This is a genomic window from Nonomuraea turcica (assembly GCF_030718205.1).
In the GTDB taxonomy this organism is placed as follows: domain Bacteria; phylum Actinomycetota; class Actinomycetes; order Streptosporangiales; family Streptosporangiaceae; genus Nonomuraea.
Window position 1 is genome coordinate 1 of record NZ_JAUZQF010000042.1, and the last position, 18,524, is coordinate 18,524.

19 protein-coding genes are annotated in these 18,524 nt (G+C 70.0%); 13 read left to right on the plus strand and 6 right to left on the minus strand.

What is annotated here, in order from left to right; genetic code table 11:
- Both Q9G87_RS55690 and Q9G87_RS55695 read left to right on the plus strand, forming a co-directional pair.
- The coding region (locus tag Q9G87_RS55690) for an RNA-guided endonuclease InsQ/TnpB family protein (protein ID WP_305924814.1) at positions 1 to 797 on the plus strand (797 nt) is incomplete at its 5' end.
- Positions 798 to 802: 5 nt separating this feature from the next.
- Positions 803 to 1,795 carry a TetR/AcrR family transcriptional regulator gene (locus tag Q9G87_RS55695; RefSeq protein WP_305924815.1) on the plus strand — a complete coding sequence of 331 codons (993 nt, stop codon included), beginning with the start codon at positions 803 to 805 and terminating at the stop codon, positions 1,793 to 1,795.
- A 56-nt stretch (positions 1,796 to 1,851) separates the two neighbouring features.
- Here Q9G87_RS55695 and Q9G87_RS55700 read toward each other — a convergent pair whose 3' ends face one another.
- Positions 1,852 to 3,099: a cytochrome P450 family protein gene (locus Q9G87_RS55700; protein ID WP_305924816.1), complete on the minus strand. Its 1,248-nt coding sequence runs from the start codon at positions 3,097 to 3,099 to the stop codon at positions 1,852 to 1,854.
- Positions 3,096 to 4,364 (minus strand): glycosyltransferase, encoded by a 1,269-nt coding sequence (locus tag Q9G87_RS55705; RefSeq protein ID WP_305924817.1) that lies wholly within the window; start codon positions 4,362 to 4,364, stop codon positions 3,096 to 3,098. The genes Q9G87_RS55700 and Q9G87_RS55705 overlap by 4 nt, the downstream gene beginning before the upstream one ends.
- Between Q9G87_RS55705 and Q9G87_RS55710 the strand changes: the two genes are divergently transcribed.
- From Q9G87_RS55710 to Q9G87_RS55740, 7 genes are all read left to right on the plus strand, one after another.
- Positions 4,351 to 4,557: a hypothetical protein gene (locus Q9G87_RS55710; RefSeq protein ID WP_305924818.1), complete on the plus strand. Its 207-nt coding sequence runs from the start codon at positions 4,351 to 4,353 to the stop codon at positions 4,555 to 4,557. The two genes, Q9G87_RS55705 and Q9G87_RS55710, sit on opposite strands and share 14 nt — an antisense overlap.
- Complete coding sequence (locus Q9G87_RS55715) at positions 4,554 to 5,021, plus strand: GbsR/MarR family transcriptional regulator (protein ID WP_305924819.1); 468 nt, start codon at positions 4,554 to 4,556, stop codon at positions 5,019 to 5,021. Before Q9G87_RS55710 ends, Q9G87_RS55715 begins: the two co-directional genes overlap by 4 nt.
- Positions 5,022 to 5,178: 157 nt before the next feature.
- Complete coding sequence (locus tag Q9G87_RS55720) at positions 5,179 to 5,967, plus strand: S1C family serine protease (RefSeq protein ID WP_305924820.1); 789 nt, start codon at positions 5,179 to 5,181, stop codon at positions 5,965 to 5,967.
- Between the two features lie 20 nt (positions 5,968 to 5,987).
- Positions 5,988 to 6,977: an AAA family ATPase gene (locus Q9G87_RS55725; RefSeq protein ID WP_305924821.1), complete on the plus strand. Its 990-nt coding sequence runs from the start codon at positions 5,988 to 5,990 to the stop codon at positions 6,975 to 6,977.
- Positions 6,978 to 6,980: 3 nt separating this feature from the next.
- Positions 6,981 to 7,865: a DUF58 domain-containing protein gene (locus Q9G87_RS55730; RefSeq protein WP_305924822.1), complete on the plus strand. Its 885-nt coding sequence runs from the start codon at positions 6,981 to 6,983 to the stop codon at positions 7,863 to 7,865.
- Positions 7,866 to 7,890: 25 nt separating this feature from the next.
- The gene (locus Q9G87_RS55735; protein ID WP_305924823.1) at positions 7,891 to 8,841 is read left to right on the plus strand and encodes a VWA domain-containing protein; all 951 of its coding nucleotides are present in this window, start codon (positions 7,891 to 7,893) and stop codon (positions 8,839 to 8,841) included.
- Positions 8,842 to 9,891 carry a VWA domain-containing protein gene (locus Q9G87_RS55740; protein ID WP_305924824.1) on the plus strand — a complete coding sequence of 350 codons (1,050 nt, stop codon included), beginning with the start codon at positions 8,842 to 8,844 and terminating at the stop codon, positions 9,889 to 9,891.
- Between the two features lie 56 nt (positions 9,892 to 9,947).
- Here Q9G87_RS55740 and Q9G87_RS55745 read toward each other — a convergent pair whose 3' ends face one another.
- Together Q9G87_RS55745 and Q9G87_RS55750 are read right to left on the minus strand one after the other, a co-directional pair.
- Positions 9,948 to 10,676, minus strand: a complete 729-nt coding sequence (locus Q9G87_RS55745; protein WP_305924825.1) for a hypothetical protein — start codon at positions 10,674 to 10,676, stop codon at positions 9,948 to 9,950.
- Entirely contained in the window at positions 10,663 to 11,175 is a 513-nt protein-coding gene (locus Q9G87_RS55750; protein ID WP_305924826.1) for a SigE family RNA polymerase sigma factor, read from the minus strand. The genes Q9G87_RS55745 and Q9G87_RS55750 overlap by 14 nt, the downstream gene beginning before the upstream one ends.
- A gap of 143 nt (positions 11,176 to 11,318) precedes the next feature.
- On the opposite strand from Q9G87_RS55750, the gene Q9G87_RS55755 reads away from it, so the two are divergent.
- On the plus strand, positions 11,319 to 12,206 hold the full coding sequence (locus Q9G87_RS55755) for a hypothetical protein (RefSeq protein WP_305924827.1): 888 nt from the start codon (positions 11,319 to 11,321) through the stop codon (positions 12,204 to 12,206).
- Between the two features lie 147 nt (positions 12,207 to 12,353).
- Here Q9G87_RS55755 and Q9G87_RS55760 read toward each other — a convergent pair whose 3' ends face one another.
- Both Q9G87_RS55760 and Q9G87_RS55765 read right to left on the minus strand, forming a co-directional pair.
- Complete coding sequence (locus Q9G87_RS55760) at positions 12,354 to 12,830, minus strand: hypothetical protein (RefSeq protein WP_305924828.1); 477 nt, start codon at positions 12,828 to 12,830, stop codon at positions 12,354 to 12,356.
- Between the two features lie 175 nt (positions 12,831 to 13,005).
- The gene (locus Q9G87_RS55765; RefSeq protein WP_305924829.1) at positions 13,006 to 14,250 is read right to left on the minus strand and encodes an MFS transporter; all 1,245 of its coding nucleotides are present in this window, start codon (positions 14,248 to 14,250) and stop codon (positions 13,006 to 13,008) included.
- Between the two features lie 128 nt (positions 14,251 to 14,378).
- Between Q9G87_RS55765 and Q9G87_RS55770 the strand changes: the two genes are divergently transcribed.
- The 3 genes from Q9G87_RS55770 (at position 14,379) to Q9G87_RS55780 (ending at position 18,233) form a co-directional block, all read left to right on the plus strand.
- Entirely contained in the window at positions 14,379 to 15,320 is a 942-nt protein-coding gene (locus Q9G87_RS55770; protein WP_371825988.1) for a LysR family transcriptional regulator, read from the plus strand.
- Between the two features lie 389 nt (positions 15,321 to 15,709).
- Entirely contained in the window at positions 15,710 to 16,669 is a 960-nt protein-coding gene (locus tag Q9G87_RS55775; protein WP_305924831.1) for an NAD(P)H-dependent flavin oxidoreductase, read from the plus strand.
- A gap of 670 nt (positions 16,670 to 17,339) precedes the next feature.
- On the plus strand, positions 17,340 to 18,233 hold the full coding sequence (locus tag Q9G87_RS55780; protein ID WP_305924832.1) for an alpha/beta fold hydrolase: 894 nt from the start codon (positions 17,340 to 17,342) through the stop codon (positions 18,231 to 18,233).
- The last annotated feature ends 291 nt before the right edge of the window (positions 18,234 to 18,524 follow it).

Consider the following 18,524-nt stretch of genomic DNA (forward strand, 5'->3'; position numbering starts at 1 on the left):
ACATCGTGTTCCGTATCCAGACCGAGGAGCCGGTGCCCGCCCCGCATCCGGGGCCGAACACCGCGATCGACCGGGGCATCGCCGTCCCGCTCGCGCTGTCCACCGGAGAGAAGATCTTCCACCGTAAACAGTGGCTGTCCGGCGGGGAGCAGCAGCGCCTGCTCCGTCTGGAACGCAAAGCCGCCCGCCAGAAACGAGCCGCGAAACCCGGACAACCTGCCAGCAGCCGGTTGAAGACAACCTACGACCAGATCGCCCGCCTGCGCGCCAAAGCCAAGCGCCGGGCCATCGACTGGCAACACCAGACCACCGCCGAACTCACCGACCGGTTCTCCGTCATCGTGCTCGAAGACCTCAAGGTCACGAACATGATGGCGAGCGCCGCCGGCACCCCCGAACAGCCGGGCACGAACGTCGCCCAAAAACGCGGCCTGAACCGCGCCATCGCCGGACAGGCATGGGGCCGCACCGCCGAGTTCCTCACCTACAAGGCCACCGCCAAAGGCGGAACGGTCGTCTACATCCCGGCACCGGGCACCAGCCAGGAATGCCACGCCTGCCACACGATCACCGAAGGCTCCCGCCAGAGTCAGTCCCGGTTCGTGTGCAACAACACCGCCTGCGGGTGGATCGGCAACGCCGACGTCAACGCCGCCCGCACCCAGTTGTACCGGTACAACTCAGCCGCCGGACGGGCGGTCACTGGACGTGGAGGCCCTGCACCATTGGGGCCGGTGAAGCGTCAAGCACCTCATGGCGGGACTACCCGCACCGCCCCGCAAGGGGTGGCGGCGTAGCGGCCATGAGAATCCTCCCCCATTCATGGGAAGGAGCACGTCAATCCTCCGGGCACCGCAACACCTTCGGGCTCGACAGCACCGCGTACGCCTCCGAACTGGGCCACCGCACCTGGGACGAGGTCAATGTGCTCCGGCCGGGCCAGGACTACGGCTGGCCGGACACCGAGCGCGCGCACTCAGCCCGCCGGACCAGTGGTGCGCCGGTCCGTGACGAATCATCCTCACCTGTACGACACACCACGAATCTCGGCGACGGTCCGTGGTTCGCCGACATGAGGAGGACGCGGCCGATGTACATTACGGCTATGCCCGCCAAGGCCCCCCGCGAACGCATCATCGAGGCCACGGCGACGCTCCTCTCCGAAGGCGGCCGCGACGCCGTCTCCACGCGCACCGTCTGCGCAGCGGCCCGAGTGCAAGCACCAGCCATCTACCGGCTGTTCGGTGACATGCAAGGACTGCTCGACGCCGCCGGCAGTTTCGGCCTCGCCACTTACCTGGCCAAAAAGGCGGCGCTCGAGGACACGGACGATCCCGTCGAGGATCTGCGCGTCGGATGGGATCTCCACGTCGAGTTCGGCCTCGCGCAGCCGGCCTTCTACACCCTCATCTTCGGCGACGTGCGCCCCGGTCACGAATCCCCGGCAGCGGAGCAATCCGCCGCCATCCTCGCGCACAAGGTCAACCGCGTCGCCCAGGCCGGCCGGCTTCGCGTCACCGAAGAACGCGCCGCTCAACTCATCCACTCCACCGGCAAAGGTGTGACGCTCACGCTCATCGCCACACCACCGGAGAAGCGCGACATGACTCTGTCCACGATGGCCCGCGAGTCGATCCTGGCCACCATCACCACCGACCCCGTCACCGCGGACACCTCCACCGGTCTGCTCAACGCCGCGGTCTCGCTCCAAGCCCACCTAGACGAGGCCACCATCCTCACCGACGGGGAACGTACGTTGCTCGGCGAATGGCTGAGCCGCATCGGCAAGAACTGAGGCGATGCTGTCTGTTGGACCGGCTGTCGGCCGATCGAGGAGCGCCCTGGCGGTGTTCATGGACGCACAGGCAGAGCGGTCAGGGCGCGCATCAGGCCGGGCTTCCAGACGATCTGTTCGGCGGGCACCGCCAGCCGCAGCCCGGGCAGCCGCAGGAGCAAGGTATGCAGAGCGATCTGGGCCTCGGCGCGGGCGAGTGCGGCGCCCAGACAGTAGTGGATGCCGTGCCCGAAGCCCAGATGGGCGTTGTCGCCGCGGTCGAGCCGCAGGCTACCGGGGTCGCTGAAGCGACGCGGGTCACGGTTGGCCAGGGCGTTGACCACCTGAACGGCTTCCCCGGCGGGGATGGTGACGTCACCGACGCGGGTGGGTTCGAGGGTGAAGCGCAGCGGGGCGATCTCGGCCGGGCCGCTGTGGCGCAGCAGTTCCTCGACCGCGACGGCCATCGCGTCCGCGTCGCCGCGCAGGCGGTCGGCCTGGTCGGGATGGGTGAGCAGGAGAAGAACGCCATGGCTGATCAGGCTGACAGTAGTCTCGTGCCCGGCCATGAGGATGCTGATCGCGACCGAGGTCAGCTCTTGTGTACTGAGCCGGTCGCCGTCGTCCTCCTGCGTGCGGACCAGCGCGGACAGCAGGTCGTCGCCGCCGTCGCCGCGCTTGGCCTCGATCAGCTCGGACATGTACGCCACCAGGGCCCTGGCGCCTGCCGCCATCGCCTCCAGGTCGCCGGCGGTCATGGCCTCGCCCCAGACGCGCCAGGTGCCACGGTCGGCCTGGGGCACGCCGAGAAGCTCGCAGATGACCTGGACGGGCAGCGGGTAGGCGAAACGTTCGATCAGGTCGATCTCGTCGTGCCCGGTGAAGTCGTGCCCGCTGAAGTCGTGCCTGGTGAAGTCGTGCCTGGTGAAGCCGTCGATGAGCTCGTCGACGATCTGCTGGATGCGCGGGCGGAGCCGCTCCACCCGGCGGGCGGTGAACTCGCGCGAGACGAGCCTGCGCAGCCGCGTGTGGTCCGGCGGGTCGTAGGCGCCCATGGTGCGCGTCAGGTACGGCCGCACGTCCTCGGGTATCCCGGCGATGGCCGCCACGTTCAGCTTGGTCTGGCGGGCCATGTCGCTGCTGAGCCGGGGGTCGGTCAGCACGGCGAGGCTCTCCTCGTATCCGGTGACCAGCCAGATCGGCGTGCCGTCCAGGTAGTGGCCCCGGGTGACGGGGCCGTGCTCGGCGAGGCCGGCCAGGAAGGCGTCGCGGTCGGGGGTGGTGAACAGTTCGGCGAGGTCGGCGTTCACGCGGTCGGTGGTCATGCGAGGGTCTCCAGGATTCTGACTGCGGTGTGGACGCCGTTCTCGGCGCGGATCCGTGCGCCGAGGTTGTCGGCGCGTTCGGCCATGCCCTGGTCGGTGGCGGCGGCCGTGATGGCGGCGGCCAGGCTGTGCGGGGTGAGCCTGCGCTGCGGTTGGGGTGCCGGGGCGATGCCCGCCGCGTGCATCCGCGAGGCCCAGAACGGCTGGTCGGCGACGAACGGGCAGATCACCTGTGGGCGTCCGGCGGCCAGGGCGGCGCCGGTGGTGCCGCTGCCGCCGTGGTGCACGATCGCGGCCATGCGTGGGAACAGCCAGTCATGGGGCGCCTGGTCCAGCAGGAGCATGGTGTCGGGCAGGTCGTCGAGGTGGATGCCGCCCCAGCCGGAGACCAGGACCGCGCGGACCTCGGCCAGCTTGACGGCCTCGGCGACGATCCGGCCGACGCGGCGCGGGTCGGTGCCCGCCATGCTGCCGAAGCCGATGCAGACCGGCGGCTCTCCGGCCTGAAGGAAGGCGCTCAACTCCGCCGGCGGCGTCCACCCCGGGGCGGCGGGCAGGTACCAGAACCCGGTGGTGGGCACCCAGGACGGATAGTCGAGCCCTCGCGGCAGCACGTGCGTGCTGAAGGCCTGCAGCACGGTGACCGGGCTGCCGTCAGGGGCGCGCAGCACGTCGTGCCGTCCCCGCCGCCGGGGCAGGTGCAAGGTCTCGCGCCGGAACCGGTCGGCGACGCCGGCGATGGAGGCCCGCAACAGCAGCCTGGTGGGCAGGTACGAGGCCCGGTTCAGCGCCCGGGGTACCGTGACGCCGGCCAGCATCGGGTTGGGGAACGTGCCGGTCGGCACCCACACCGGCTGCATCGCGGCCGGCACGGCGGGCACGCCCAGGCGCTCGGCGATGTGATGGCAGGGAAAGCCGGGCGGGTGCACGATCACATCCGCGCCGCCGTCGGCTGCGGCGGCCATGTCGGCCAGCACCTGGGCCATCAGCGGCTTGGTCCGTTTGATGACGGTGAGCGCGATCTTCTTGCCGCGCAGGCCCCGGTAGTTGGTCTCGATCGCCTCCCGAATGTCTGGGTCGTCGATGAGCCGGTTCGGGCCGTCGTCCAGCGCCGCGAACGGCAGGCCGTACGGTTCGGCCAGGGACGCGGACGCGGCCGGGGCACCCAGCACCGCCTCGTGTCCGGCCTGGCGCAGGGCGTGGGCAAGCGCGGCGTAGGGTTGCACGTCGCCGCGGGTGCCGTGGGTGAGGATGAGGACCTTCATCGGCGTTTCCTGTCTGCGGGCGGGCCGGCGGCCGCACCTGCTCATCGACATTTCGTGGATCTTGCTCGCCGACCAGGCTTCCCGGCACACCGTCGACCCGCCACAGGCCGATTCCCTCCAATATATCGAAATTTCGGAAATTTCTGAAGACTCACAACGATTCGCTATCCTGCTGCATGGAGGTGGCGGGTGAGCGACAGGCAGGAGCAGTGGCTGGCGGCCGAACGGCTGGCCCTGGCGCTGACCGAGGGCGGGATGCAGCGCATGTCCGCGCGGACGCTCGCGGTGTTCCTGTTCACCGACACCGAGACGGTCACCATGGGCCAGATCGCCGAGCGGCTCGGCGTGAGCGCGGGCTCGGTCTCCGGCGCGGTCAGGACGCTGCTGTCAGTCGGGCTGATCGAACGCCTGCCCGCTCCCGGCAGCCGGCGTGAGCACTATCGGCTGCGCGACGACGCCTGGCCTCGGCTGTTTTCCACGCAGAACACCGTCGTCCAGGTCATGTTGCAAGCCGCAGACACCGGTATCGCGACCACCGAGCCGGGCGATCCGGCCCACCAGCGGCTGGCGCGGATGCGGGACTTCTACCAGTTCCTGCTGGACGAGCTGCCATCGCTGCTGCAGCGCTGGCACCAGCGACAACTGCCGCGTCCCTGATCGAACGCGGCGCGCCGGGAATGGGCTGCTCCACCGGCTGATGGCGCCGCCGTCCTCGTCTCCGTGCTGCACGCGTTGGACTGAGTAAGACCCGTTCTCATGGAGTTCTTAGACGGGCTTTATGGCAGTTTTCGCTGAGGTTTATGACGATGGGGCGATGGAGCGCGTGCCGCAGGACGCTGGTGCGGCCGAGGCTCAGGGAGCCGTGGCCGGGAGGGCTCGGCGGTTCGTCGTCGGGGGTGGCGCACTTGTCGTCGTGGCGGTGCTGGCGTACTGGCTGGGAAGCAGCGGTGGGAACGGCGAAGCGGCCGCGCCCCGGCCGAGCGCGACGCCGACGCCCAGTGCGACGCTCGCGGTGTCCGAGGTCTTCAAGAGGGCCGGGCCGTCGGTGGCGGTCATCCAGGCCGGGAAGTCGCTCGGCACCGGGGTGATCGCGGCTGACGACGGGACGATTCTGACGGCACACCACGTCGTCAAAGGCACCAAGGACGTCACCGTGACGTTCGCTGACGGCACCAAGACGAAGGCCGTTGTCGTGTCGGCGAATCCCAAGCGTGACGTCGCGACCCTCAAGCCCGCGGAGCTGCCCGAGATCGTCGTCCCGGCGACGCTCGGCGGCGCGGTGGCCGTGGGTGCGCCCGTGGTGGCGATCGGCAATCCGCTGGGCCTGACGTACAGCGTCTCCACCGGTGTTGTGTCGGGCCTGAACCGGAGCGCCGAGGACGGTGACCTGAGCGGGCTCATTCAGTTCGACGCCTCCGTCAACCCGGGCAGCTCCGGCGGTCCCCTCCTGGACGCTCGCGGCCTGGTCATCGGGATCGTCGTCTCGATCGCCGACCCGGGAGGCGACGAGGCGTTCGCCGGCATCGCGTTCGCGGTGCCGATCGGCGTGGCCCTGGGTGGCAGCGAAGGCGACGGCCCGCCGGGCGACGGGCCCCTGATTTGACCGACGAGAAGGAACACCATATGACCTCGACCAAGTCCCCCGAGTCGGCTCATCCGCTCGAACATGTGCTGTTCGAGGTCAAACGCACGATCGTCGGGCAGGACGTCCTGCTGGAGCGCATGGCCGTCGCACTGATCGCCGACGGCCACCTGCTCGTCGAGGGCGTGCCGGGCCTGGCCAAGACGCTCGCGGTGCGGTCGCTGGCCGCCGCGATCGCCGGGAGCTTCCAGCGCGTCCAGTTCACCCCCGACCTGGTGCCCGCCGACCTCGTGGGCACGCGGGTCTACCACCAGCACTCCGGCGAGTTCAAAACCGAGCTCGGCCCGGTGTTCGCGAACCTGCTGCTGGCCGACGAGATCAACCGCGCTCCCGCCAAGGTGCAGAGCGCCCTGCTGGAAGTGATGCAGGAGCATCAGGTGACGATCGGCCGTGAGACGTTCCGGGTGCCCGAGCCGTTCCTCGTCATGGCGACGGAGAACCCGATCGAGTCGGAGGGCACCTACCCGCTGCCCGAAGCGCAGGTCGACCGTTTCATGATGAAGGTGGTCGTCGACTATCCGACGCAGGCCGAAGAGCAGGCGATCGTCGACCGGGCGCTGCGTCCGCCGGAGTCGCCGCAGCCGATGGTGACGGCCGCGGAGCTGATCGCGATGCGGGCCCGCGCTCAGGAGGTGTACGTCGACCCGGCCATCGTCGACTACGCGGTGCGGCTGGTCGCCGTGACGCGTTCCCCCGCGACGGCCGGGCTCGGCGAGCTGGAACGGTATGTCACCTACGGGGCGAGCCCGCGGGCGTCCATCGCGCTCGTCACGGGCGCCCGGGCGCTGGCGTTCCTGCGCGGCCGCGACTACGTCCTGCCGCACGACCTGTCCGAGCTCGCGCTCGACGTGCTGCGCCACCGCCTCGTGCTGTCGTACGAGGCCCTCGCGGACGACGTCGACGCCGACACGATCATCACCAGGGTGCTCGGCGCTGTCCGGGCGCCCGACGTCGTCCTGCAGAACCGCTGAGCCATGGCCACCGCCCCCGAGAGGCTCCTGCTCCGCCTGGAGTGGAAGGTCGTCCGCAGGCTCGACGGCCGGCTCCAGGGCGCCCACCGCACCGCGCACCGCGGCTCCGGGATCGACTTCACCGGGTTGCGCGCGTACGTCGACGGCGACGACGCCCGCCACATCGACTGGAACGTGACCGCACGGCTGGACGAGCCGCACCTGCGCGTGTTCACCGAGGACCGCGAGCTGACCGTGTGGCTCGTGCTCGACCGGTCGGCGTCGATGGCGGCCGGCCGGCCGGGGCGCGGCAAGCACGACGTGCTCGCCGAGCTCGCGCTCGTCCTCGCCCGGCTGTTCGGCCGGGGCGGCAACCGCGTCGGCGCCCTGCTGTTCGACACCGGGATGCTGCGCGTCGTGCCGCCCGGCACCTCCCGGCGGCACGCGCTGCGGATCGGCGCCGAGCTGGAACGCAGCTCCGCGGCGCACGGTGGTGCCACCACCGACCTGGCGGAGATGCTCGATGCGGCCGGACGGCTGGCGCGCCGCCGCGCGCTCATCGTCGTGCTGTCGGACTTCATCGGCGACGGCGACTGGGAGCGCTCGCTTCAGCGCCTGGCCCGGCGGCACGAGGTCGTCGTCCTGCGGATCGTGGACACCGCCGACGACGTGCTGCCCGAAGCCGGGCTGATCGTGGTCGAGGACGCCGAGACCGGCGAGCAGCTCGTCGTCGACTCCGCCGACCCGTTGTTGCGGGTCCGCTTCCGCGAGGCCGTCGACGCCCGCGACGCCCGGCTCACGGCGGGCATGCGCCGGGCCGGGGTGCCCGTCCACCGCATCGACACCGACCGCGACCTGGACGAGGCGCTCGTCGAGGTCGTCGCCCGAACCCGGGACCGGTCGCCGTGAGCGAGCTCATCTCATGGGAGGCCTCATGACCTTGTCCTCCCCGCTGCTGCTGGCCGTCGGACTGCTCGTCACGGCGGCGCTCGCCTGGGCGGCCGTCGTCTCGGCGCGCCGCCGGACGGCAGCGCTCGCCGCGGCCGGCGTCATGGTGCCGGGCGGGCGCCGGGCGTACCTCGGAGTCGGACTGACGATCGCCGGCGTCGGCATACTCGGGATCGCCACCGCCGGCCCGACGGCCATGGTGCCGGTCCCGCGGACGGAGGGCACCGTCATCCTCGCCATCGACGTCTCCAACAGCATGGGCGCCGACGACGTAGCGCCCACCCGGCTGGCGGCCGCGCAGCGGGCCGCCCGCGCGTTCGTGGCGGCGCAGCCTGACAGCGTCGACATCGGAGTCGTCGCGTTCGAACGCGGCGCGCTCACCACCGCACGGCCCGACGCCGACCACTCCATCGCGCTCAAGGCCATCGACCGGCTGAAGATCGCCGGCGGCACCTCGCTGGAAACGGCCATCACGGGCTCGCTGTCGGCGATCATCGGCAAGCAGGTGGCCATCGGTCGCGACGGCACCGCACCCGACATCGGCTACTGGCCGTCGGCGACGATCGTGATGTTCTCCGACGGGCAGAACCGGGGCCCCGACGTCGAACGTGCCGCCACCGTGGCCCAGCAGGCAGGCGTCCACATTCACACCGTCGGCGTCGGCACCACGGCCGGGGCGACGGTGCAGGTCGACGGCTTCCACCTGCAGACCTCGCTCGAGGAGGACACCCTCACCGTGATCGCGGAGACCACCGGCGGCGCGTACCATCCCGCCTCCGACGCCGCACGGCTCAACGGGATCGCCGACACGATCGACCTGCGGCTCACCGTCTCCGACGAGCCGCTGCCCCTCGCCGGCGGGCTGATCTGGCTCGCCCTCGCGTTGCTCACCGGGGGAGCGGCGCTCACCGTGCTTCGGTCTGGACGGGTGATCTGAATGTCGTTCTCATGGCCGTGGGCGCTGCTGACCGTCCTGATCATCCCGCTGATCTTCGCCATCCGCTGGTGGGCGCGACGCCGCCGCCGGCGGGCCGCCGTGCGCGTCACCTCGATCGCGCTCGTACGCAGCGCCCTGCCCGGCCGTACGCGCTGGACGCGGAAGATCCCCGCGGCGCTGTTCGTAGCCGGGCTCGCGCTGCTCGCGGTCGGCGCCGCGCGGCCACAGGCGTCAGTACCGGTGCCGCAGACGTCGGCGACGATCCTGCTCGCGCTCGACACCTCCGGCTCCATGTGCTCCACGGACGTCGACCCCAACCGCATCACCGCCGCGACGAAGGCCGCCACGGACTTCATCGAGTCGCAGCGCGGCGGGCCGCGCATCGGCCTGGTCACCTTCGCGGGCAACGCAGGCCTGCTCGTCCCTCCCACCGACGACACCGACGCGCTGATCGCGGCGCTGGACAACCTCACCACGTACCGCGGCACCGCGATCGGGCAGGCCATACTCACCTCGATCGACGCGATCGCGGACGTCGACCCGTCGGTCGCGCCCACCGGCGCGAAACCCACCAGCAGTGGCGAAGGGTACGCCGGTGCCGCGATCATCGTGCTCACCGACGGCGCCAACACCCAGGGCGTCGACCCCCAGACCGCCGCCCAGGAGGCGGCCCTGCGCCGCGTGCGCGTCTTTCCCATCGGCTTCGGCACCACGAGCCCGGCCCCGATGGTCTGCGGCAACTCCCAATTCGACGGCGGCTTCGGCGGCTGGGGCGGCGGCCGCGGCGGATTCGACAGGGGCGGCCGCAATATCCGCATGATCGACGAGCCCGCCCTCAAGCAGATCGCCCAGACCACCGGCGGCTCCTACCACCGGGCTGAGAACGCCGACCAGCTCCAAAGCGCCCTCGACGCCCTCCCCGGCAGCTTCACCGTCATCCGCCAACGGGTCGACACAGCCGCCGCCTTCGCCGCCGGCGGCGCCATCCTCATCACCGCGGCCCTGTCCCTCTCCCTCTGGTGGAACCGCCCCCGAACCCCGGCCCCCTGACGGTACGCCGAGGTTCGCCTGCGCGAGGCATCCGTCACGAGAGCGGCCACTCGGCATCACCGGGTGGACGTAAGCCCTTCCGCGATCTTCTTCAGCTCGGCCGTGACGGCCTCGATGCCAGAGAACTCCTTGACATACATGGGGCTGACCATGATCTCGGCCCACTGCCTGTCGCCCATTCTGAGGAAGAGGGTCGGGGTGCCCTTCATGCCGTCCTCACCGACGTCCTGCACGACCAGGTAGCCGCTCCGGTCGCCGATGGCCACCTCCTCGCCCTCCCCCTCCTCGCGATATCCCCGGATCCGGTCGTCGACCTCCTGGACGGCCGCCTCCTCATACATGTAGATCTGGACTCGATAGGAGCCTTTGTCGTCGCCCTTGTAGTTGTACGCCGTCGAGTACCTGTCGCCGAAGTCCACCGACCATTCGGACCACTGCAGCCGCTCAGGCAGATATCCCACCTTGACGTGCCCGAACTCCTTCCCGTCGCCCAGGTTCCCGAGGTCCGGCGGTTCGGACCGCACGGGCGGGGTGTCGTCGATGGCAGGCGGTTCCGGTACTGCGGAGATCGTGGCCTGCTCGCCGCTCGTGGCCACTGAACCGGCGGTCAGGTAGGCGACGGGCGCGACGACCACGGCCACGGACGCGGCCACCGCCGCGGCCTTGGCCCTTCTCCTCCTGTTCCGGTGGGAGTGCACCACCCGCGTCAGCAGGTCGGGCGCGGCCTGCAGCCTCGCGGTCTCGTCCGCCATGAGCCGGCGGATCTCGTCCTCAAGCGTGGGCATTCTTGATCACTCCTTCCACTGTTTCCCTGCCGAGCGCCGAGCGGAGCTTGACCAGGGCCTTCGACGCCTGGCTCTTGACCGTGCCGAGCGCGCATCCGAGCACCTCGGCGGTCTGCGTCTCGCTCAGGTCCTCCCAGTACCGCAGGACGATCACCGCGCGCTGCCGGGGCGGCAGGGCGCGCAGCGCGTCCATGAGCACATGGACCAGGTCGGGGTCGCCGGCGCGGGCCGACGTCTCTGGCGGGCTGTGCATGGGAATGATGCTGAGGATCGCCCGGCGGCGGGCGCGGCTGATGGCGGCGTTGATGATGACGCGGCGCACGTAGGGCTCCGGGCTGTCGTGGCGGACCCGGTCCCAGTTCCTGTAAGTACGCTCGAGCGCCGTCTGCAGCAGGTCCTCGGCCTCCGTCTCGTCGCCACAGGCGAGATAGGCGACCCGCAGCAGGCTCGTGGCACGTGCGGCCACAAAGGCGCCGAAGTCATGCTCCGCGCCGCTCACGGCTGTCTGTCCGATGTCACGCCTCCTAATACGCTTCGGCCTTCCGCGACGGTTGCCCGCTGACGCGAACCCTTTCGTGGGCAACCGTTAGGGCAGCCCCAGGCGTATGGATAGTCGTGACTTCGAATCCATGGAGCAAACTGATGAGGTTCGCGACCGCGCCGGCCAGGCGGCTGATCGCTCTCGGCGTCGGCCTGGCCGTGGGCGCCACCGTCCTGAGCGCACCGGCTGCTGCCGCTCCCCCGGAGGGCGCGTACTGGCACACCAGGGCACTGATGACCTCCACCCACCCCTGGCGGTTCGGCACCAAGTCGGACCCCTATTCGCTGGTCCAGCGGCGGATCTCGGAATCGTGGAGCGCCCCCGACGGCAGGAGGTGGTTCGGATACCGGGAACTGGGGACGCAGCCGGCGACCGCGGCGGACAAGAAGGCGTGGCAGCGTGACGGCTCCCCCTCTAAGTGGAGCGAATCGATCGACGGCAAGACCGTGAAGTTGTCCACCGAGCCCTCCAAAGGTCGCATGGTCCCCGTGCGGGAACGGAACCAGTTCCTGCTCGCCGGGCAGTGGCTGACGTACGACGAGGTTCAGCGCCTGCCCGCCGACCCGAACCGTCTGAAGGACTGGCTCACGAAGGCGGGCCAGGTGAGCCGGCTCCAGGACATTTCCATCCCCGGGTGGCTCACGTCGACCCTGCCTCAGCTCCTGCACGCCCTTCCCGCTCCGAAGGAGGTCCGCGCGGCGGCCTACCAGGCTCTGCTGACAATGCCGGGCGTCCGCGCCGACGGCAATGCGAAGGACAACCTGGGCAGATCTGGCGCCGTCGTCGTGATCGACAGATCGAACGGGACGGGAGAGAAGGCGACCTCCGTCCAGCTGAGGCTGATCGTCGACACCGGCAGGATGGTGTTGCTGTCGCAGGACCAGACGGTCATGCTCAACGGCAAGGCGTTCGCGCAGAAGTCGTTCAACGAGACGCTGGTCGAGGTCGGCTGGACCAACTCCCAGCCTGCCGTGCCGGCTCTACCCTGAGGCGCTGTGACTCTGGACCATACGGTTCATCGCCCGGGAGGTGGGCGAATCTCCACGACGGCAACTGCCCCCGTGCCGGTCTGGCCCGGCCGAGCACGGCGCGGACGGCCTGCCCCACCGAGTGCAGGCCGTACCGCACCCTGCCACCTACGCGTCAGCCCGCGTGGAAGCGTAGCCCTCCAGCCGCTGTAATGCCTGCCGGGCCGCACTGACCACGAGGATGCTCACCAGCAGGACCGTGAACATCACGAAGTACACCGTGTGTTCCTGAAGCTCGGCCCTGTCCGCGGCCCAGACATCGAGGACCGCGAAGCCTATGAACCAGGCCATCCACCCGAGGACCGAGGTAGCCAGCAGACCGACGTGCCGTCTGGTCAGCGCGATGACGGCGATGACGCCGAGCGCGAGCTCGACGGTTTTGGCCGTCCACAGGGCCGCGGGCACCCATTCGGCCCCCAGGCCGACGGTGGCTTCCAGGTAGCGGGTGATCTGGGGAACACGATCTTTCCAGCCGAGCGGCAGTTCGGCGAAGTTGCACACGCCGAACGCCGCGAGGAACACTCCGATGGGAACGAAGATCCGAGGCCAGCCGGCCTCCCTGACGTTGAGCAGTCTTTCGACCATGAGAATTCACCCCGTTTGTGTTGCTTGGACCCCCACTTCCTTGGACTCCCGTCAGGCAACGCCGTCTTCTCGGAGTTGATCTCGAATGCCTAACAAATAGCCACATTTGCCACTTCTGTCGCAGGCGTGGCGGCCATCGGCTGCTGAAGCCGACAGGATGTCGTCGCATCCCCCGTCAGGCGCGGCTCGGTGCCGGCTCCGGTTCGGCGAGGGGCGGCGCTGCGCGGCGGGGGAGCAGCAGCGGAGTCGCCAGCAGGAGCACGCCGGCCAGGCCGATGGCCGTACGCGGGCCGAGCAGGCCGCCCAGCACGCCCCAGACGGCCGTCAGGAGCGCGGTCGAGGCCTTGGTCGTCACCGCCCAGGCAGACAGCATGCGGGCGACCCGGCCGGTCGCGGTGCGCTCGAGGCGGTGAGTCGCGCAGACGGGGTTGAAGACCCCGCAGCAGAAGATGAGCCCAAGCTCGACGCCCATCACCAGCAGCAGCCCTCCGGTGCCCGGCCCCAGGAAGGCCAGGCCGACCGACCAGAGCGCGCGCAGCGCCCCGGCCACGATGAGGACCTGGTGCTGCCCGAACCAAGTGACGAGGGGGCGGGCCAGCCGCGCACCGATCAGCCCACCGATCGCGGGCGCGGCAAAGGCGAGGCCGTACTGCCACGGCGCGAACCCCAGTTGGCCGAGCATCAGGACGGCCAGCAGCGGCCCGGTGGCCATCACCAGGCCGTTGAAAAGGGCGGTGTTGAACAACAGCCGGCGCAGCGTCGCGTCGGCGAGGATGTACCGCCAACCGTCGAGCAGGTCCCCGGCCCGCATGCGCGCCGCCTCTCGGCGCTGGGGCCGCGGCTCGTGCCCGCCCATCGCGCCGATGCCCAAGGCCGAGAGCAGGTAGCTGACCGCGTCGGCCACCACCGTCGCCACCGGACCGAGGAGCCCGATCGCCGCGCCGCCCAGCGGTGGTCCGATGATCGTGGTCGTCCAGGCCGTGGACTCGAATCGGGCGTTGGCGACCAGCAGGTCCTCGGCCTGCAGCAACGTCTTCAGGTACGCGCCGGAGGCGGCGCGGAAGGTGATGTCGGCCGCCGCGACGACGACCGAGACCAGCAGGAGCTGAAGGAAGGTGAGCACGCCGAGCGCGAACGCGATGGGGATCGTCAGCAGCGCCGCGAACCGCACCAGGTCCATCGCGATCAGCACCGGCCGCTTGCGGCGGAACTCCACCCACGGGCCGAGCGGCACCGCCACGGCCGCGCCCACCACAGCCCCCACGCAGGAGAGCGTGGCGACCTCGGCCGGTCCGGCGTGCAACACCTGGATGGCGATCAGTGGGAACGCGCCGAAGGCCAGCCACGTACCGAGCGCGCTGGTCCCGTACGCCCCCCAGAGCCATCCGAACTGCCGCCCCAGCCGGTGCCCGCTCCTCATGCCCGACGCCCCTCACTATCCACCCGCACAACCGATCCGCGATCGGAAAGCATCAAAGCGCGCGCCATACCCGGGGATCAAACAACTACAAGGCCCTCGGCCACAACGAACGGTTGTGTCCATAAGGTATGGGCATGGACTTCGACACCGTCCGGACCTTCGTCGCCGCCGCCGACGCGGGGCAGTTTCAGGAGGCCGCCGCCGAGCTGGCGGTCACCCAGCAGGCCGTCTCCAAGCGCATCGCCGTGCTGGAGCGCAACCTCGGCGTGCGGCTGTTCACCCGCACCGCGCGCGGCGCCGAGCTCACCATTGATGGGCAGGCGTTCCTGCCCCACGCCCGCGAGCTGCTGCGCGTCGCCGAGCGTGCGGTCGCGTCCGTGCGCGCCGGCAGCCGTCCGCTGCGCGTCGACGTGATCGCCTCGCGCAGCGCGGCGTCGGGCCTGATGCGCGGCTTCCACCGCGCGCACCCCGAGATTGAGCTCGACGTGGTGATGCTGTTCGATATCGAGAAGGCCGTCGCCGCCATTCGGTCCGGTGTGATCGACGCCTCCTTCCGCGCCGTCGCCGTGCCCGGCCGGCCCCTTCCCGACGACATCGAGTCCGTCCGCGTGCTCGACGAGCCGCTCCAACTCCTCACCGGCCCTGCCCACGCGCTGGCGTCCGCCCGGTCGGTGACCCTGACCCAGCTCGCCGGGCACCGGATCTGGATGCCCGGCATCGTCCCCGGTACCGAGTGGGCTGCCTACTACGACGACCTCGTCGCCGAGTTCGGCCTCACCATCGAGGCGACCGGCCCCAACTTCGGCTCCGACGCGCTCCTCGACACCATCGCCGACACCCCGGCCCTGGCCACTTTCATGGGCGAGCAGACCCGCCTCGTCTGGCCCGCCGGCCACGGCCTGCGCCGCATCCCGGTCACCGACCCCACGCCCGTCTACCCGCACTCCCTCTTGTGGCACCGCGACAACCCCCACCCGGCGCTGGCCACCCTCCGCGCCCACCTCGCCGCCACATCCCCCGGCCACGCGGCCGCCGGGGCCTGGGCGCCGGGCTGGGTGATTCCACGCTGAACGCCGCCGCGCCTGCGACCATCGTGGCCGGATCGATGGATGGGAACTCGGGGACAGGCGTGAGCATCGGCGCACTCCGGCTCTCCTCCTCGTATGGCTGATATGCCCTGACGGTGATCAAGGTTGTGAGATGCCGATTCGGCTCAGGAATCCGGTCGGGCCGCAGTACGTGGTTGGCAAGGGAGCTCGTTCGAAGGCTGTCCGGGCAGTGATCAGCGGCCACTTGGTGGGCGCTATCTGCCCGCGAAGGTCGCAATGGCCAGCGTGCCCGCGGTCGCGTCGCCGAGAGCCTGTGACGAGCCGGTCGCCGGCCGTGGCGGGTCCGGTCCGCGGAGGGCAGTTGCTGTGTTTGTGATCCTGCCTGTCGGACGAGACGGCACGATGTGGACATGACGTTGTCGACGGTGTTCACGGAGATGCTCGGCGTGCGGTACCCGATCGCGCTGGCGCCGATGGGTGGGTCAGCCGGTGGCGCGCTGGCCGCAGCCGTCTCTCGCGGTGGCGGGTTCGGGATTCTGGGCGGCGCGTACGGGGACCCGGAATGGCTGGCACGTGAGGTCCCGATCGTCGCGGGCACCGAAGGGCCGTGGGGCGTCGGATTCCTGACCTGGGGCATCGATCTCGCTGCGGTGGAGCTGGCGCTGAGCTACGGCCCCAGCGCTGTGATGCTGTCCTTCGGCGATCCGAGCCCATACGCGGAGCATGTCCGCCGGGCAGGGGCTCTATTGATCCTCCAGGTCACCGATCTGGAGGAGGCCAAGCGGGCCGTGGACCTGGGCGCCGATGTGATCGTGGCTCAGGGAACCGAGAGCGGCGGGCATGGAGCCGCGCGCGGGCGGTCCACCTTGCCGTTCGTGCCCGCGGTGGTGGATCTCGTAGCTCCGGTGCCGGTGCTGGCAGCGGGCGGGATCGCCGATGGGCGCGGTGTGGCGGCGGCTCTCGTGCTGGGTGCTGCCGGAACGCTCATCGGCACCCGCTTCCAGGCCACCACCGAGGCCCTGGCCCATCCCTCGATCACCAAGGCGATCCTCGAGGGGCGGGGTCAGGACACCGAGCGGAGCACCGTGCTGGACATCGCACGAGGCTCCAAGTGGCCGTCGAAGTATCCTGCCCGCACGCTCGGCCACCCCTACCTCGACCGTTGGCGCAGCCGGGAGGCCGAGCTCGCGGCCGATCCTCAAGCCCTTCAGGACTACCAGGAGGACGTGGCACGCGGCGCGATCCCCCCGCTGCCGGTTTGGGCGGGCGAGGCCGTCGACCTCATCATCGACCTGCCCTCGGCGGAGGACCTGGTCACCGCGATGGCCACCCAGGCCGAGGACGCACTGAATCGAGCGGGACGCCGCTGATCCACCAACCGTCAGCACCGTTCCGGCTCGTTCGTCACGTGCCGCGATGAAACTACCGAGCCAGAGCGGTCACTCGGGCTGTTGAGCCCGTTTATGGTCGCTTGCTGCGCTGCCGCCGGCCGATGCATGCACCAGCAGCCGACGCTGCGCTGTGCCCCTTTCCACTCGGCGGCGCCCATGCGATGCGGGCTGCTGCGTAACAGCATGCAAAAGATGCGTTGCCCCCGGTCCTGTGTCCTCGCGCCTGACGGTGACACGGCCGGCCTCCAGGGCCGGGCGTGGCAGAAATTTGACCGACGACGCTCCGACCCAAAAGTAAAAATTTCGGTCTGTCGCTATGCCATGACTCGTGTGGACCGTTAACGTTACCGAAACTTTGGTGCCCCTATGACCGAAGTGGGGAGGGATGGGCGAACGCCCTGTCACGATGTTGAACGTCCTGTCGTTGTCCTCAGTGACATCTGCTTTCACCCCCATCACCCGTCTTGGTGCCGATGTGCTCCGGACAGGGACGCAGGTCGTCGGGAAGGTCTGCGACTGGGCGGGCGGCCTGCCAGCTGCGGTGCTGGCGATGCCCGCACCGCTGGTCAACCGTGGCAGGACCATTCCGCCTGCGGTTCTCTCCGCTACGGGGTCTCGTGTGGAAGTACGCCCGCCGGGTGTGGCCCCGATGACCGTGGCGTACGAGCGGCGCGGAACCGGTGAGCCGGTGGTCTTGCTGCACGGCCTCGGGTCGAACCGGCAGGCGTGGGACGCGGTGGTGCCGTTGCTCACGGTCGAGCGCGACGTGATCACGATAGATCTGCCGGGCTTTGGTGAGTCCCCCGATCTGCCCGACGGTCAGCCCCACGACCTGCCCACCGTGGTGGCTGGGCTGGACGTGGTGTTCACCGCGCTCGGGCTGGAGCGGCCGCATGTGGTCGGGCATTCCCTGGGCGGGCTGATCGCGTTGCGGCTAGGCCAGGCAGGTCTCGCCCGCAGTGTGACCGCGGTGGCCCCGGCCGGATTCTGGAGCCACACCGAGCGGTGGTATGCCTTTGCCGTACTGAACGCGGCCCGTCAGATCGCGCGCCTGCCGGAGCCGATCACGGCTTGGCTCTCGCAGACGATCCTGGGGCAGGCGGCCTTGACCGGCACCCTGTACATGCGCGCTGACCAGTCCGCGCCGGAGGCAGTGGCGGCGGCGCTGCGGGCACTACGCCAGGCGGTCGCGTTCCAGGCCGCCATGCGTGCCGGGCGTGCACGGGACCTGTTCGTCGGGGACATTCCCGACCTGCCGGTGACCATTGCCTGGGGCACAGCCGACCGGGTCCTGCCGGCGCGCCAGGCTGCGCGTGCGGCAGCCATGATCCCCCTGATGCGGATGGTGTGGCTGCCCGGATGCAGCCATATGCCTATGAACGACGCGCCTCAGCTGGTCGCGCAGGTCATCTTGCAGGCCACCGCCCCAAGCTCCACGGCCGAGCGGAGTGTCGCGGACTCCAGGCCGGAGATCGCCATCCCTCGCCAGTCGACGGGCATTTCCTCATCGGAGTACCACGTACGTTTCGTGTTTGATGGCTAGACAGGGCCATGAATCTGTGGCATTACCTGCGACAACGCTGAGATAGAGCGCGACCGACTGCTCGTTCGGCTCGCGACGCTTCAGGATGCCGAGGGCATGTCGCGTTCTTCGACGCCGGCAACCTCGCGCTACCGGTGCCGGTCAGGGCCCGGCTCGTCCGACTCGCGAACGAACGAGTTCACAAAGCTCACACTGTTGTTGTCGCTGGTTCAGCCGATGTGAGGGCTGCCTCCCTGGAGGTAGTGCTGATCCTCAGCCGCATGGAGCGGTGCATGCCGTAGTTGTCGAGCT

Bases quoted from the DNA above. Each gene is read 5' to 3' on its own strand.
- Q9G87_RS55705 (WP_305924817.1), bottom strand. From the start codon at position 4,364: ATGAAGGTCCTCATCCTCACCCACGGCACCCGCGGCGACGTGCAACCC.
- Q9G87_RS55770 (WP_371825988.1), top strand. From the start codon at position 14,379: ATGGGCATGGACTTCGACACCGTCCGGACCTTCGTCGCCGCCGCCGAC.
- Q9G87_RS55695 (WP_305924815.1), top strand. From the start codon at position 803: ATGAGAATCCTCCCCCATTCATGGGAAGGAGCACGTCAATCCTCCGGG.
- Q9G87_RS55745 (WP_305924825.1), bottom strand. From the start codon at position 10,676: ATGCCCACGCTTGAGGACGAGATCCGCCGGCTCATGGCGGACGAGACC.
- Q9G87_RS55710 (WP_305924818.1), top strand. From the start codon at position 4,351: ATGAGGACCTTCATCGGCGTTTCCTGTCTGCGGGCGGGCCGGCGGCCG.
- Q9G87_RS55735 (WP_305924823.1), top strand. From the start codon at position 7,891: ATGACCTTGTCCTCCCCGCTGCTGCTGGCCGTCGGACTGCTCGTCACG.
- Q9G87_RS55765 (WP_305924829.1), bottom strand. From the start codon at position 14,250: ATGAGGAGCGGGCACCGGCTGGGGCGGCAGTTCGGATGGCTCTGGGGG.
- Q9G87_RS55700 (WP_305924816.1), bottom strand. From the start codon at position 3,099: ATGACCACCGACCGCGTGAACGCCGACCTCGCCGAACTGTTCACCACC.
- Q9G87_RS55760 (WP_305924828.1), bottom strand. From the start codon at position 12,830: ATGGTCGAAAGACTGCTCAACGTCAGGGAGGCCGGCTGGCCTCGGATC.
- Q9G87_RS55755 (WP_305924827.1), top strand. From the start codon at position 11,319: ATGAGGTTCGCGACCGCGCCGGCCAGGCGGCTGATCGCTCTCGGCGTC.
- Q9G87_RS55740 (WP_305924824.1), top strand. From the start codon at position 8,842: ATGTCGTTCTCATGGCCGTGGGCGCTGCTGACCGTCCTGATCATCCCG.
- Q9G87_RS55775 (WP_305924831.1), top strand. From the start codon at position 15,710: ATGACGTTGTCGACGGTGTTCACGGAGATGCTCGGCGTGCGGTACCCG.
- Q9G87_RS55725 (WP_305924821.1), top strand. From the start codon at position 5,988: ATGACCTCGACCAAGTCCCCCGAGTCGGCTCATCCGCTCGAACATGTG.
- Q9G87_RS55730 (WP_305924822.1), top strand. From the start codon at position 6,981: ATGGCCACCGCCCCCGAGAGGCTCCTGCTCCGCCTGGAGTGGAAGGTC.
- Q9G87_RS55780 (WP_305924832.1), top strand. From the start codon at position 17,340: ATGACCGTGGCGTACGAGCGGCGCGGAACCGGTGAGCCGGTGGTCTTG.
- Q9G87_RS55720 (WP_305924820.1), top strand. From the start codon at position 5,179: ATGGAGCGCGTGCCGCAGGACGCTGGTGCGGCCGAGGCTCAGGGAGCC.